Consider the following 13,670-nt stretch of genomic DNA (forward strand, 5'->3'; position numbering starts at 1 on the left):
CCTGCGCCGAACGGCGAAGGGGAGCTTGCCTACACCGCGACAGGGAGCTTGCGCGGCGCCAACAGCCCCGCCCGCTCCCGGCGCTCGGCCAGCTCGTCGAGGAGTTCGGCGATCCGCTCGGTGTGCCGAGGTGTGAGCCGTCCGGTGTCGTCGAGCTGGACGGCGCACGCCGTGGTCGTGTCGACGAGCCGTTCGAGGGTGGCCGCGACCTCGTCCGTACCCTCCGCGTGCCGTGCGAGGGCGGGGAGTTCGGCGGCGGCGAGGTCGATCGCGGCGCGGGCCTCGGCGAGCGCGCGGTAGGCCTCGCGCCGCAGGATCCACCGGCCGGCCCGGTCCTCTGTCGTGCCGTCGTTCAGCACATGCGTGAGATAGGCGTCCGCCGCCTCCGCGGCACGGATGAGCCGGGCCCGTACCGCCCCGCCGCGCTGCCCGAGCGCCGGCAGATGCCCGACGAGCAGCACGATCCCGCAGGCCAGCAGCGTCTCGCCGATCCGGCTCCAGGAGGCCTGCGGCTCCCCGCCCACCATGACGAGGGCGAGTACGAGGACGGTCACGACGGCGGTCTGCGCGGCGAAGTGCCGTGTGGCGACGGGGATCAGGGCGCCGCTGACCGCGACCAGGGCGATGAGTCCCTCCGGCCGGGGCAGCAGGGCGGCGAGCCCCGCGAAGACGACCGCGCCGAGCACGGTCCCCGCCGCCCGGCACAGCACGCGCGAGGCGAGCGGCCCCAGATCGGGCTTGACGAGGAACACGGCGGTGGCGGGGAGCCAGTACCAGTGGGAGTGGTTCCCGTACCAGCGGGCGTGGTGCAGTGCCTGCGCGACGGCCGCGCTGGCGCCGAAGCAGAGGGCGACCCGGAGCCCGTACTCGCGCCCTCCGGAACCGAGCGCGGTGCGCACGAGGGAGGCAGCCGTACGACGCCGGGTGTGCAGGGTGTCTCCGGCGCCGCCCCGGTCGAAGGCGTCGGCGGCGTGCAGCAGTGCGTCGTCGAGGGCGCGCAGCGCGGGTGCGGAGCGGGCGGGCGCGGGCAGCGGCCCGGTGTGGGCACCGGTGCGGACGGCGACGGCGAGCCGCCGCGGCCCCTCCGCGGCCCGCGCGGGCACGGTCTCGCCCGCCCAGGCGAGCGCGGTCGCGGCCTCGGCGAGCGGCAGCGCGGCGGCGTACTGCGCGTGCAGCCGCCGCTCGGCCGCGGAACTGGCGTACCGCCGCAGCCGGGGCCCGGCGAGCGCGTCCTGCGCGTGATCGAGCGCGGCGGTCAGCGCGACGCGCCGCCGGCTCGCGTCCGGTCCGCCGGCCGCGTCGAGCAGAGCGGCGATCGCGTCGTACACACCACCGACGGCATCCCGCTCCCCGTCGAACCGGTAGTCCCCGGCGCTGACGCCCGTTGCCGGCAGCGCGAGCCGCAGCGCAAGAAGCCAACCCGCCCCGGCGAGGAAGAAGACCGCACGCTGCCACCCGGGTTCGGGCAACGGCATCCCGGCCCCGATGGCCGAGGCGACCAGCAGCTGTGTCCCGGCCCCGGAGGCGACGGGCCCGATGGCGCTGACGGCTCCGGCGACGAGCCCGAGCAGGGTGAGGAGGAGAGTGAGCGCGACGGCCCCGGCATGCTGTCCGGCGTACGACCCCACGAGCAGCCCCCCGGCCCCGGCGAGCGCGGGCAGCCCGAGCCTCTTGACGGCGGCGCGCCGGCTCCCCGGCCGGTCGTTGATCCCGGCGAGCATGGCGCCGAGGGCGGCGACGACTCCAAGAGAGGTACGCCCGCTCAGCACCGCCACGAGGAGCAGTGGCCCGGCGGCCAGCGCACCCCGCCCCACCGCACTCCAGGGCACGGGCCCGCGCTGCGCGCGCAGGGCGTGGGCGAGCCAGGGCGGTACGGCGACACTGGGAAGTGGCACGGGGCTCCTGTCGGACGAGGGCGGGCGGGTGCCTTCGGGCGACGTCGGCCGGGCTGTTGTCGTACCAGGGTAGATCGCGTTGCTGGAGGAAATGGAACGTACGTATTTCCAGGAGATGACGCGTCCCGGGGATGCCGCGAACTTTATGAACGCAATTCGGGGACGGGCCCTTGGCAGACTGGCCGCGGAGCGGGCCGGATCGGCCGCTGACCGCGCAGCGGACCCGTTCCATTGCTTTCTTTACAGGCCTGCGGCCTGTCCCAGCCCCTTTGAATCGAAGAGCGTCTGAGCCGCCGTGAGCGCCCGGGACAGCTGATCCGGGGCCGATTCCGTGGACAGAGACGCGATGATGCGATCGACGGTTCGCAGCTCGGCCCGCTCCAGCAACCGCTTCTCATTCGTCACCCACTCCCCCCGCGCCGCCAGCACCGCGTGCCCGGCCTGCATCGCGGCTGTCGCGATGGCGCCCGCGACCTCCGTGAGGCGGCCGGCCGGTGCGTGGTGGGACTTCGCGTAGGCGAGGGTGGCGCGGGCGGTGTCGTACCAGCGGGCGGAGGCGGCGGTGCGCAGCTTGGTCGGGAAGGCCGGTGGGCGCGGGAGGTCGCCGCGCAGTACGCGGTTGATGGCGAGCTCGGCGACGATCAAGTAGCTGGGGATGCCGGCGAGATGGAAGAGAAGGGGCTCCACGCGGAAGCGGCCGTCCTCCGCTTCCGCCAACTCGTGTTCGACGACGCCGAGATCGCGGTAGTGGACGTCGACGCGACGGCCGTCGATGGTGAGCCAGGCACCGCCGTTGAACACGCCGCCGCCCCAGCCGCCGATCTCGGAGACCTCGCCGGGCCAGCCGAGGGCCTTGAGGTTCTCGGGGTCGAAGTCGCCCCGGTAGTAGATCGCCAAGTCCCAGTCACTGTCGGGCCCGTGGGTGCCTTGCGCGCGGGAGCCGCCGAGGGCTACGGCCCGGACGGTGGGGAGGGCGGCGAGGCGATCGGCCACACGGCCGAGGAACTTCTCTTCTTCGGGGTTCAACGGCACGGATCTCCGATGGTCAGGTCGCCGATTGCCTGGGCCTGGACGTGCGGGCCGCCTGCGCGTCCCCAGCGACCGCCAGCTCTGCCAACTCGCCCAACGCGCCCCCTTCTTCGCAGTTCCGGTCACCTGGCGTAGCCCGGTGACGGCAGGGCCGTACGTCAGGATTCCCACAGGTCGCGGTGGCGATGGCGGGTCGGCGGGTGGTCCAGGTCTTCGGCGGTCTCGAGGAGCGCGCCCGAGGGCGCGGCGCGGAGGAGTTTCCGGGCCGTCGTACGGAAGGTGCACAGGTCGGCGCGGGCTGCGGCTTCGTAGGGAGTTCGGAACTGCTCGTTCAAGGCGCGGGGGTAGATGTACGCGGCGAAGGAACGAACGACGGGCGTGGGGGCAGGGCGGCGGCCCTCGCGGAGGGCGCCGGTCAACTCCTTGTAGCTGTAGCGGAGTTCGGAGAGGGCATGGGCGGTGACACAGCCCGGCAGGCCTGATGACCAGTAGGCGGGCGTGGAACGGTGTCGGGTGGGGACGTGGTGGACGGTGCGGGACATGACGGACCTCCGCGGGGCCGCCGGCATTTCCGGCGTGGCCCGGCTAGAAGTCCGCCGCGGTGAAACGTCCCAAGTGCTTGGTGCGCATGGAGTGAGGATGGAGGCGGGGTGGCGGGGGTGTCGAGTCAATATCCACCGCCGGTCACCCCGGCCTCGATCCCCCGGCTCCGACCATTGTCAGTGGCGGGCGCTATTAATTGGGGAGAGTCGTCACAGAGAGTCACGACTAGTGGCTACGGGGGAGGTAGCGGTGGCTGGCTACCAGGAAGACGGGCAGAGGTACGTCTCGTCGGCGGGGCTGCGGGCACGGGGGTGGACCGGCGGGATGGTCCGCCGGCTGCTGGGCGCGCCCGATCGGCTCAGCGTCAATCCGCGGTTCAGGTCCGCGCCGCACACACGGCTCTATCGCGCCGAACGGGTCGAGGCCGCGGAGCGGAGCGAAGAGTTCCGGGAGGTTGCGGAGAGTGCGGTACGCCGGTCGGATGCTGTACGGGCCGAACTGGAGCGACGGCGGGAGGCAGTCCTGGAACGGATCAGGACGGAGCCCATCGATGTGCCACGCCTGGACCCGGGCAAGTTGGCGCTGCGGACCGTTGAGTACCGAGCCCGGAGGGAGGCGGAGTGGGGGCAGCGATCGGGAGGTGTCACCAGCGCGGGAGCCGGCTGCGGCCTGCCCGGCTCCCGCGATCGCACCGAGTCCCGCTCTCCTGTCCCTGATCGTGATCTTGATCGTGATCGCACGGCGTCCGACTCGGGTCACCGCGCATCCGCCGATTCCAGCGACCGCGCCTCGCTCCTCCGTTGGAAAGTCGACTACCTGCGCCATCGGCTGAGCCACTACGAACGGCTCCTGGACGGACTACCCGGAGGCGAGCGGTCCCCCGGGCGGGCCGAGGCCGTCACGCTGCTTCGGCGACGGATCTACGGGGCCATCGCCGACGCGTACCCCGCCCTTGCACAGGAGTGCGAAAGGCGAGCACGTGATCAATGACGTGGTCCACCTCGCTGATGACGCACCACTGGAGCGCGCCCCGAGCGCACTCCGGCGAGTCCGAGGCGCTCCTAGGCTCCGAAATCATGAAAGACGATCTCGCCCTGCGTGTACACGAACGCCTTGCGGCCTTCCCCGGGCTGCGCCCTGTCGCTCCCGGGGAAGGGCCCGGCTTCAGGCGCTGGGACCTGGCATCCATGGTCGAGGGCGCCCTGGGCGCATGCGTCGACCCGCTCTCGCTCACGGCCTCGCGCGAGCAGGAATTACGGGCCCGGCTGGGCGAGTTCGGGCAGGCTCGCAAGGACGAGGACACGGACGACGAGGACATGGACCGAAGGAGGTACTGGATCTACGCGACGGGCGAGCCTGGCCCCGGCATCGAGAACAAGTCCGAGGACCGGCACGAGGACGGACGTGGCGCCGGCGACGGCCACGGCCACGGCCACCGGCAGGAGGACCGACGCGAACACCGGCGCGAACACCGGCGCGATGGGGCACCAGGGCAAGGCCCCATCGGCACGATCGCCGTCGACACCTGGCCCACGGGCGCGGGGGCGTTGCGCATCTGGTCTCTGTACGTGCACCCCGTGGCGCGGCGCCGCGGCCTCGCCTCGGCGGTGTTGGACACGGTGTACGAGGCATGCCGCGCCGAAGGGCTGCACGGTTTCCGGCTGGACGCGTACTGGACCTGGCAGAACAGCGTTCGCCACTACCTCAACCGCGGGCTCTGGGTCACCTCGTGGAAGCACGCGCTGGGGCTGTCCCGGCTGTCGTACTTGCCGCGATACGAGGTGCGCGAGTACGGAAGGGAGTTGACTTTCCTGGTGGCCGCCGGCCCAGCGACCCCGGCGAGCGGCTCGCCGGAGATGATGCCGCTCCTCGTGGCCGGAAGCGAGGGCGGGCGGCTACGGCTGCGCGAGACCACCGAGGGGTGTGCGCTCATGCGAGATCAGCGTGATGCCGTACGGCTCTACGCGCGCTCGACCCTCGCGCTGCATCTGGCCGTACGGGGGCGCCCGTTGATCAGAGGAGAGGCGGAGTGGGCCGACGCGGACGGGTGGGGCGACCTCGGTGAGCCGGAAGGGCTCGCGTACAAGATCGGGGTCTTCGAGCGGGTGGCACGCGAGGCGGGTTGGCGGGTGAACAGTCCGTACGCCAACCCCATGCTCTTCGGCGCGCCGTAGGAGCGGGCGAGGGAGGGGGAGGGAGGGAGGGAGGGAGGCCGGTGACCTGGTCAGGGGCCGGGGGCATACAAACACCTGCCGAACGCCTCCTGCCGCACGCCTCCGCCTGCCTCCTGCCGCCTCCCGCCGACCTCATCGATCCGCTCGACCGCCGCGCTTCGCGCATCCAGCGGCTCCGGCGGCGCCGCAAATTCGGATGCGCCCGCCGCCCCCGGCCCCGCATGATCGGCAGGTTGTCCGTTGTCCCTCGACTTGCCCCTCGACTGCACCTCGACCGTTCGACAGGGAGCCCCATGGTCCAGCGCGTCACCGTCCCCAGCCTCTTCACGCCGCCCGCCTACTCGCACGCGTCCGTCGTCGAGGCCGGGACGAAGGTCGCCTTCCTCGCCGGATCCGTGCCGCTCGACACCGACGGGAAGATAGTCGGCGAGGGTGACCACGTGCGGCAGGCCGAGCAGGTGTTGGCCAATCTCGATGAACAACTGCGGGCGGTCGGGAGCGACATGGGGCACGTCGTGTCGACCGACGTGTACGTCGTCGGAAGTGAGCCGGCGGTGTTGTCCGACGTCTGGGATGTCGTCGAGGCCTCCGGGCTCAGCATCGGCCCGCACTCGTCGACGCTGATCGGGGTGACCTGCCTCGGGTACACCGGGCAGCTCGTGGAGATCACGGCGGTCGCCGTGGTCCCGGATCGCGGCTGAGCGCTCCGCTGGAGGTCCGGTGCGTCGTCAGCGCGCCCGTCGTGGCTGGTCGCGCTCGCGCGGCGGAGCCGCATGGTGTCACGGCCCCGCGCCTCTTCAGGGCGCTGCCATACCGCACCGGACTTCACGGGACCCGCTCAGCGCACCGCCAACTCCCAGTGCACCACTGGGAGTTGCCCGCCGGCTCCACCACATAGGACAGCCACAGCCACCACTCCCCGACGGCCGGTCTGCCCGCGCTCCACCGCCGGGTCCCCAAGACCCCCCAGGGGAGGCAAGCCGTCAACCGGATCACCCTCGCGGAGGCAAGCCCCCGCCCCGATGACCCGACACAGGCGAGCCCCGCCCCGATCGCCCGACACAAGCGAGCCCGCCCCGATCATCCCGAAGGATCCAAGCCCCCCGCCCCCGGTGCCCCCCAAGTCCGCCGCTTGGGCAACGGCCTGGCATAGCCGTCCGCGCGGCTCGTGCTCAGCCCCAGCGACACCAGCGACTCGGCGAGCTTGACCGCCGCGGCGACCCCGTCGACGACGGGCAGCCCCAGCTTCTCCCCCACCGCCCGCTGCAGTCCGGTCATCCCCGCGCAGCCGAGGACCAGCACCTCGGCGCCCGCCTCACGGGCGCGCTCGGCTGCGGTCACGAAGGCGTCCTCGGTGCGCTGGGAGTCACCGAGGTCGAGGACGCCGAGCCCGGTGCCGACGACTGCGGCGCAGTTGCGGCCCACCCCGGCCGTCTCCAGGCTGTCCTCGATCTGCCCGCACGACCGCTCCAGCGTGGTGACGACGCCGTAGCGACGGCCGAGCAGACAGGCGAGATGGGCGGCGGCCTCGGTGATGTCGACGACGGGTACGTCCACCAGCTCCCGCGCGCCCTCGCGGCCATGTTCCCCGAAGCCGGCCATGACCACGGCGTCGTACGGGCCCTCGTATGTCCGCAGGGTGTCGAGGACGGCTGCCGCCGAGAGATAGCTGTCGAGCCAGCCCTCCGCGGACTCGGGTCCCCACGTGGGGGTGAGTCCGAGCACGGTGGTGCCCGGGCCGGCGGCGGCCCGGGCACCTCGTACGATCTCCTCGGTCATCCCCTGCGTCGTATTGCAGTTGGTGACGACGATCCGCACGCTCAGCCCTCCACGACAGTGGAGGCGGAAGCGGGGGCGGAGGCGGGGACGGGCTCGGTGTTGGCGGCGCGCTCCGAGCGGCACAGCACCGCGTACAGGCCGGCCGCCAGCGCCGTACCGATGAACCAGGAGTACGGGGCCACGTCGCTGAAGTCCTTCACCAGCGCGAGCACCGCGGCGACGGCCGCCGAGGGCAGGAACGCCCACAGCGCCTTGGGGTTGACGCCCTTGCGGTAGTAGTAGCGCGATCCCGGCTGGGCGTTGAAGAGCTGGTCGATGTCGACGTTGCCGCGCTTGACCCAGTAGTAGTCGAGCATGATCACACCGAACAGCGGGCCCAGGAAGGCACCGAGGCCGCCGAGGAAGTAGTTGACGACGGTGGGGTTGGAGAAGAGGTTCCAGGGGGTCACGACCAGTGCGGCGACCGTGCTGATCATGCCGCCGACCTTGAAGGTGATCTTCTGCGGCCAGACGTTGGCGAGGTCGTACGCCGGGGAGACGAAGTTGGCGACGATATTGACGCCCATGGTGGCGATGGCGAAGGTCAGGGCGCCGAGGATCAGGACCCAGGTGTTGCCGACCTTGGCGACGAGCAGCGCCGGGTCGGTGATGGCCTCGCCGAACGCCTCGATGGAACCGGCCGTGACGATGACCGAGACGATCACGAAGGCCGTGGAGTTGATGGGCAAGCCCCAGAAGTTGCCGCGCTTGACGGTCTTGTAGCTGGGGGCGAAGCGTGAGAAGTCGCAGAAGTTGAGCATCAGGGTGCCGTAGGTGGCCAGGATGAGCCCGACCGCGCCGAACCACATGCGCCACTGCTCACCCACGGAGACCGGGTGCGGAGTCGCGGTGAGCGAGATGCTCCAGCCGGCCTTGGCGAGGACCCAGATGGCCAGCGCGATCATGACGAGCCAGATGGCCGGGCCGCAGAAGTCCTGGAACTTGCGGACCGACTCCATGCCCTGGCTGATGATCACGGCCTGGACCAGCCACAGCGCGAGGAACGACGTCCAGCCGAGCGCGTCCAGGCCGAGGAAGGCGTGATGGGTCCACGATTCCAGGCCCGGCCAGGCGGCGAGCAGCATGACGTTGACGGCGACGGAGGCCAGATACGTCTGGATCCCGTACCACATGATGGCGATGATCGCCCTGATCAGCGCGGGGATGTTGGCACCCCAGACACCGAAGCTGATGCGGCTGACGACGGGGAAGGGCACGCCGGTGCGCTGTCCGATCCGGCCCATCAGGTTCATACCGCCGTAGATGATCACGAAGCCGACGAGCAGCGATGTGAAGATCTGCCAGACGTTCATGCCGAGCACCAACAGACCTGCGGCGAACGTGTAGTTGCCGAGGTTATGGACGTCGGACATCCACATGGCGAAGAGGTCGAAGACCTTCCAGTTGCGCTTCTCGGCGGGCGCGAGGTCTTCGTTGGTGAGCCGGGGATCGGGGACGAACGCTGGGGTGCCGGTGGCTTCGGCACGGTCGGTGAGGGACACGGGGCCTCCATGGGCGAGGGAGCGGAGGACTGCATTCAGTGTGGGGACGACCCTGCAGGGCATGTTTGGTATACCAAACTGCTGCCATGGTCTCCCCGTCAACCGTTCCGACCGATGTCCCTGGAGTTACGGCTCCGTAAAACACCCCCGGAGTCGGCGAAGATGGCACCATGACGAAGATCGAACCTCTGGGCGCGGAGCGAGAGCCGCTGGGCGCGGTGCGCGAGCGCGTCCTCGCGACCCTGCGGCAGGAGATCATCGCGGGGCGGCTGCACCCCGGCGACCGCCTGGTCGAGCGCGAGCTGGCCGAGCGCTTCGGGGTCTCCCGGGTTCCGGTCCGCGAAGCGATCCGCGCGCTGGTCGCCGAGGGATTCGTACTCTTCGAGACGCCGCGCAGGACCGTCGTACGCCGGCTCACTCCGACCGATGTCGCCGAACTCTTCGAACTGCGCGAGGCGCTGGAGGTCTACGCGGCCGGGCTCGCCGCGTCACGCGCCACCCCGGAGGCGCTGGCCGAGCTGGCCGGGCTGCTCGACCGCGCGGCGACCGCGACCCACGCCGACGACGCGGAGGCGATCACCGACATCAACACCCGCTTCCACGACCGGATCCTGGCCATGGCGGGCAACAGCCTGCTGATCTCCGTCATGGAACCGGTCGACGGCCGGCTGCGCTGGCTCACCCGGCAGAACGAGGAGTGGCCCCAACTCCTCACCGAACACCGCGAGTTGTACGAGTCCATCTCATCCGGCGACCCGGAGCGGGCCCGCGCGCACGCACTCGCGCACGTACAGGCCAACTACCGGTCGACGGTGCGCCATCTGTTCGGTGAGGCGGAACTTTCCTAACCCGCCCAGCCCTCCGCGTACTTGTCCGTGGCTGCCACCAGTACGTCCACGACCCCCGGAGCCCCCGCGTTGTGTCCCGCGTCGTCGACGACGACCAACTCGCTGCCGGGCCAGGCGTGGTGGAGGCGCCACACGATGCCCAGCAGATTCCCCAGGTCGAGGCTGCCCTGGACGAGGGTGCCGGGGATGCCCTTGAGCAGGGGTGCGTCCCGGAGGACGACGCCCTCGTCGTTCCCCTCCCCCAGGAAGTGGTCATTGCCGAAGTAGTGCGTGACCGTGCGGGCGAAACCCATGCGGAAGGCCGGGTCCTCGTAGCGCTCCACGGACCGCGGCGGCGCAGGAATGATCGCCGTCTCCCAGTCGGTCCAGGCGCGTGCCGCCCGCGCCCGTACCTCCGGGTCGGGCGACTCGATCAGCCGGTTGTACGCGGCCGCCAGGTTGCCGTCGCGCTCGCCCTCGGGCAACTCGGCGAGGAACCGCTCGAAGGCCTCGGGGAAGATCTTCCCAAGTCCCTTGGTCAGCATGGCCACTTCAGGGTTCGAGCCGGTGGCCACCCCCGTCAGCACCAGCTCGGACACGGCGTCCGGATGCGTCTGCGCGTACCGCAGCCCCAGCACCGATCCCCACGAGACTCCCCACACCAGCCACCGTTCGATGCCCAAGTGGCCGCGCAGCAGCTCCAGGTCCCGGATCACATGAGCCGTCGTGTTGACGCTCATGTCCGTCTCGTAGTCGCTCGCGCGCGGTGTGGAGCGTCCGCAGCCGCGCTGGTCGAGCAGGACGATGCGGTACGCCGCCGGGTCGCAGTAGCGCCGGTACCAGGCACCGCACCCCGAGCCGGGGCCGCCGTGCAGCATCACCGCGGGCTTGCCGCGCGGGTTGCCGCAGACCTCCCAGTAGACGCGGTTGCCGTCCCCGACGTCGAGCATTCCATGGTCGTACGGTTCGATCTCCGGATACACACCCATCACGCGAGGCTAACCCGCCTACGGTCGCATCGTCAGCCCCGCCACCTGCGCCGCCGTACGCAGCACGTCCCGGAGCATCGCGGGCGTGAGCCGCCCGGTGAAGGTGTTCCGCTGGCTGACGTGGAAACAGCCGAAGAGCTCGACGGGCCCGATCGACATCGGCTCCGATTCGACGGGCCCCATCGGCATCGACTGCGATTCAACAGAATCCGGGCCCAGCGTGACCCGCGCTCCATGCGCGAACACCGGCCTGGGCCGGGGCACCGCCCACCCCGCCGCCGCGAACGCGGGCAACGCGGCCTGCCACCCGAAGGCCCCGAGCACCACCACCGCCCGCAGCGAGGGCCGCAGCAGCTCCAACTCCCGTACGAGCCAAGGGCGGCATGTGTCCCGCTCCTCGGGCGTCGGCTTGTTGGCGGGCGGGGCACAGTGCACGGGCGAGGTGACGCGTACGCCGTACAGCTCCAGCCCGTCGTCCACGCTCACCGAAGTCCCCCGCGACGCCAGGCCCAGGTCGTGCAGCGCCGCGTACAGCACATCCCCGGACCGGTCTCCCGTGAACATCCGCCCGGTCCGGTTCCCGCCGTGCGCGGCGGGTGCGAGTCCGACGATGAGCAGCGAGGCGTCGGCGGGTCCGAACCCGGGAACCGGGCGCCCCCAGTACGTCTGGCCGGTGAAGGCGGCGCGCTTGGTGCGGGCCACCTCCTCGCGCCATGCGACGAGGCGCGGACAGGCCCGGCACCCGGTGACCCGCGCGTCCAGCTCGGCGAGGCCCCTGCCCTCCAGGCCGCTGGTGTCCATGCCCTCCACGGTACGACTAGGTCATCACGAGCTGCGGAGGGCGGTCGCATCCGGGGTGGTCCGTGCGGCGGTCTGTGCCATGGCCTGTGCCGTGGAAAATCCTCCCGGTGCGGCCGCCACTGGGGACTAAGGTCGAGATATGGCTTCTGAGGGTGCTGACGGTGACAAGAAGGGCACGAGTAACGGCGGTGCGCACGGCTCCGGTGACACGGTGAGCGCGGCCGAGGCCGCCAAGGCCGCCGGTCCGGGTCGCGGCGAGAGCGTCCGGGTCGACAGCTGGATCTGGTCCGTACGTCTCGTCAAGACCCGCTCGATGGGCGCCACCGCCTGCCGGGGCGGGCATGTCCGGGTGAACGGCGAGCGCGTCAAGCCCGCGTATGCCGTGCGCGTCGGGGACGAGGTGCGACTGCGGCACGACGGGCGGGAGCGGGTCGTCGTCGTGAAGCGCGTGATCCGCAAGCGGGTCGGAGCGCCGGTCGCCGTCGAGTGCTACGTCGACAACAGTCCGCCGCCTCCGCCGCGCGAGGCCGTCGCTCCCGCGGGCATCCGTGACCGGGGGGCGGGGCGCCCGACCAAGCGGGACCGGCGCGAGCTGGAGCGCTTGCGGGGGCTTGCCGCCGGCACCCCTGGCTTCTCGGGCACCTCCGGAGCCTCCGGAGCCTCCGGCCAGGAGCGTGGGCACGGCGGATCCGGGTCCGGTTCCAGGTCCGGTTCCGGTTCCGGTTCCGGTTCCCGGTCCTGAATCTCACCCCGTACGACGTGGAGGGCTCCCCCTGCTGACAGGGGGAGCCCTTCGTCTCGTACGGCCGTCATGCCCGTCGGCGTACCAGGCGGAGCAGTTCGGTGGTGTGGCTGCGCCTGGCCCACGCGATCAGTGCGAGCGGCAGGATCAGGATGAGCGGGGTCGCCACGTACGGGCCGTGGACGACCGTGACGTTGACGATGAACGCGCCGACCATCAGTGCGCTGAGCGCCACCGCTGCCACGGAGTCCAGGAGCGGGACCAACAGGGCGATACCGCCTGCGAGTTCGAGTGCACCGATGACGTACATGCCCGTGTGGCCCCATCCGAGCTTGTCGAAGGCCTCTACTGCTGACGGGTGTGCGATCAGCTTGGGGAGGGCGCTCGCGATCGCGTAGAAGAGGCCGAGGACGATTTGCAGGGCGGCCAGGGAGATTCGGGCGCTGCGGGGGCGGCTGGTGCCGGGGGTGATGTGGGAGACGGCGGGGACGGGAGCGGCGGTTTCGGACATGGGGGACTCCTGTGTGAGCGGTAGCTGTTGCTTTCACAGAGGTAGACCCGGTGCGGGGCCCGAACTCATCGGTGCGGGACGGGCTTTGTCCTCGCCCCCGCCGCCCCCACCCCCACACGGCTCAGCCCTTCACCGCCCTCACCCACACCCGGTCCTCCGTCACATACCGGTCCACCCGCAACCCCGCTTCCCCCAGCGCCTCCTCGAACTCGTCCTGCGTCAACGGGCGGGCCAGGAACGTCTGGGTCCACGTGGCGTCCGGGAACTCGTACTCCGCGTGGACCGAGTTCACCCCGTCGCCTACCGGCTCCGCGGACGTGATCCGGGAGATGAAGCCTGAGGGGTCGACCCGCTCGCGGGGGACGTTGGTGTGCCAGTCCTCGCCCTCTCGCTGGATCAGGACGCAGCCGCCCTCCGCGACATGGCGGGCGCAGGTCTTGAGCATCGACTGCCGCTCGGTGGCGTCTGCGGTGTGGACGAGGAACGACGCGAGCATCACCACGTCGAAGGTCTCGCCCAGGTCGAGGTCCTCGATCGTGCTGCGTATGGTGCGCGCTCCTCGGACGCGCTCCAGCATCTCGGCCGACTCGTCGACGGCGGTGACGGTGAACCCGCGCTCCAGGAGTGGGTGGGTCATCCGTCCCACCCCGCTGCCCAGTTCCAGGATGTGCGCGCCCGCGGGCACCGCCGCGGTGATGATGTCCGGCTCGTCCCGGATGGGCAGGCGCGCGTAGAGCTCGACCGCGCAGCCGTCCGGTGTGATGGCACCGGGTCCGGTTCCTTCGTGTCCCTGACGCTTCTCGATCCTCATACCCGTCCAACGGGCCGCCCTCATCGGC

The 13,670-nt window shown here is 71.2% G+C and carries 14 protein-coding genes; 5 read left to right on the forward strand and 9 right to left on the reverse strand.

Going from position 1 to position 13,670, the window contains the following annotated elements:
- Positions 1-29: 29 nt before the first annotated feature.
- The 3 genes from AB5J50_RS13200 to AB5J50_RS13210 all read right to left on the reverse strand — a co-directional run bounded on the left by AB5J50_RS13200 (position 30) and on the right by AB5J50_RS13210 (position 3,466).
- Positions 30-1,895 (reverse strand): FUSC family protein, encoded by a 1,866-nt coding sequence (locus AB5J50_RS13200; protein WP_369257764.1) that lies wholly within the window; start codon positions 1,893-1,895, stop codon positions 30-32.
- A 240-nt stretch (positions 1,896-2,135) separates the two neighbouring features.
- Positions 2,136-2,927: a nucleotidyltransferase domain-containing protein gene (locus AB5J50_RS13205; RefSeq protein WP_369257766.1), complete on the reverse strand. Its 792-nt coding sequence runs from the start codon at positions 2,925-2,927 to the stop codon at positions 2,136-2,138.
- A gap of 155 nt (positions 2,928-3,082) precedes the next feature.
- Complete coding sequence (locus AB5J50_RS13210) at positions 3,083-3,466, reverse strand: hypothetical protein (RefSeq protein WP_369257767.1); 384 nt, start codon at positions 3,464-3,466, stop codon at positions 3,083-3,085.
- Between the two features lie 250 nt (positions 3,467-3,716).
- On the opposite strand from AB5J50_RS13210, the gene AB5J50_RS13215 reads away from it, so the two are divergent.
- From AB5J50_RS13215 to AB5J50_RS13225, 3 genes are all read left to right on the forward strand, one after another.
- A complete protein-coding gene (locus tag AB5J50_RS13215) occupies positions 3,717-4,457 on the forward strand; it encodes a hypothetical protein (protein ID WP_369257769.1) in 741 nt (246 codons plus the stop codon).
- A gap of 86 nt (positions 4,458-4,543) precedes the next feature.
- Entirely contained in the window at positions 4,544-5,641 is a 1,098-nt protein-coding gene (locus AB5J50_RS13220) for a GNAT family N-acetyltransferase (RefSeq protein ID WP_369257770.1), read from the forward strand.
- A 293-nt stretch (positions 5,642-5,934) separates the two neighbouring features.
- Positions 5,935-6,342 (forward strand): RidA family protein, encoded by a 408-nt coding sequence (locus tag AB5J50_RS13225; protein WP_369257772.1) that lies wholly within the window; start codon positions 5,935-5,937, stop codon positions 6,340-6,342.
- 379 nt (positions 6,343-6,721) lie between these two features.
- On the opposite strand, the gene AB5J50_RS13230 is transcribed toward AB5J50_RS13225, so the two are convergent.
- On the reverse strand, positions 6,722-7,459 hold the full coding sequence (locus tag AB5J50_RS13230) for an aspartate/glutamate racemase family protein (RefSeq protein WP_369257774.1): 738 nt from the start codon (positions 7,457-7,459) through the stop codon (positions 6,722-6,724).
- A 2-nt stretch (positions 7,460-7,461) separates the two neighbouring features.
- Complete coding sequence (locus AB5J50_RS13235; protein WP_369257776.1) at positions 7,462-8,961, reverse strand: NCS1 family nucleobase:cation symporter-1; 1,500 nt, start codon at positions 8,959-8,961, stop codon at positions 7,462-7,464.
- A gap of 170 nt (positions 8,962-9,131) precedes the next feature.
- On the opposite strand from AB5J50_RS13235, the gene AB5J50_RS13240 reads away from it, so the two are divergent.
- Positions 9,132-9,809 (forward strand): GntR family transcriptional regulator, encoded by a 678-nt coding sequence (locus AB5J50_RS13240; RefSeq protein ID WP_369257778.1) that lies wholly within the window; start codon positions 9,132-9,134, stop codon positions 9,807-9,809.
- On the opposite strand, the gene pip is transcribed toward AB5J50_RS13240, so the two are convergent.
- Together pip and AB5J50_RS13250 are read right to left on the reverse strand one after the other, a co-directional pair.
- Positions 9,806-10,777: a prolyl aminopeptidase gene (gene pip / locus AB5J50_RS13245; protein WP_369257780.1), complete on the reverse strand. Its 972-nt coding sequence runs from the start codon at positions 10,775-10,777 to the stop codon at positions 9,806-9,808. The two genes, AB5J50_RS13240 and pip, sit on opposite strands and share 4 nt — an antisense overlap.
- An 18-nt stretch (positions 10,778-10,795) precedes the next feature.
- On the reverse strand, positions 10,796-11,578 hold the full coding sequence (locus AB5J50_RS13250) for a uracil-DNA glycosylase (RefSeq protein WP_369257782.1): 783 nt from the start codon (positions 11,576-11,578) through the stop codon (positions 10,796-10,798).
- A gap of 139 nt (positions 11,579-11,717) precedes the next feature.
- On the opposite strand from AB5J50_RS13250, the gene AB5J50_RS13255 reads away from it, so the two are divergent.
- Complete coding sequence (locus AB5J50_RS13255; RefSeq protein ID WP_369257784.1) at positions 11,718-12,320, forward strand: RNA-binding S4 domain-containing protein; 603 nt, start codon at positions 11,718-11,720, stop codon at positions 12,318-12,320.
- A gap of 67 nt (positions 12,321-12,387) precedes the next feature.
- On the opposite strand, the gene AB5J50_RS13260 is transcribed toward AB5J50_RS13255, so the two are convergent.
- The gene (locus AB5J50_RS13260) at positions 12,388-12,831 is read right to left on the reverse strand and encodes a DoxX family protein (protein ID WP_369257786.1); all 444 of its coding nucleotides are present in this window, start codon (positions 12,829-12,831) and stop codon (positions 12,388-12,390) included.
- A gap of 121 nt (positions 12,832-12,952) precedes the next feature.
- A complete protein-coding gene (locus AB5J50_RS13265) occupies positions 12,953-13,642 on the reverse strand; it encodes a class I SAM-dependent methyltransferase (protein ID WP_369257787.1) in 690 nt (229 codons plus the stop codon).
- Positions 13,643-13,670 lie beyond the last annotated feature (28 nt).

Origin of the sequence: Streptomyces sp. R35, from assembly GCF_041053035.1 — a bacterium.
Classification (GTDB): Bacteria; Actinomycetota; Actinomycetes; order Streptomycetales; family Streptomycetaceae; genus Streptomyces; species Streptomyces lutosisoli.

Excerpts from the sequence above, each read along its gene's own strand:
- AB5J50_RS13220 (WP_369257770.1), top strand. The coding sequence starts at position 4,544 with ATGAAAGACGATCTCGCCCTGCGTGTACACGAACGCCTTGCGGCCTTC.
- AB5J50_RS13210 (WP_369257767.1), bottom strand. The coding sequence starts at position 3,466 with ATGTCCCGCACCGTCCACCACGTCCCCACCCGACACCGTTCCACGCCC.
- AB5J50_RS13250 (WP_369257782.1), bottom strand. The coding sequence starts at position 11,578 with ATGGACACCAGCGGCCTGGAGGGCAGGGGCCTCGCCGAGCTGGACGCG.
- AB5J50_RS13240 (WP_369257778.1), top strand. The coding sequence starts at position 9,132 with ATGACGAAGATCGAACCTCTGGGCGCGGAGCGAGAGCCGCTGGGCGCG.
- AB5J50_RS13260 (WP_369257786.1), bottom strand. The coding sequence starts at position 12,831 with ATGTCCGAAACCGCCGCTCCCGTCCCCGCCGTCTCCCACATCACCCCC.
- AB5J50_RS13265 (WP_369257787.1), bottom strand. The coding sequence starts at position 13,642 with ATGAGGATCGAGAAGCGTCAGGGACACGAAGGAACCGGACCCGGTGCC.
- pip (WP_369257780.1), bottom strand. The coding sequence starts at position 10,777 with ATGGGTGTGTATCCGGAGATCGAACCGTACGACCATGGAATGCTCGAC.
- AB5J50_RS13225 (WP_369257772.1), top strand. The coding sequence starts at position 5,935 with ATGGTCCAGCGCGTCACCGTCCCCAGCCTCTTCACGCCGCCCGCCTAC.
- AB5J50_RS13255 (WP_369257784.1), top strand. The coding sequence starts at position 11,718 with ATGGCTTCTGAGGGTGCTGACGGTGACAAGAAGGGCACGAGTAACGGC.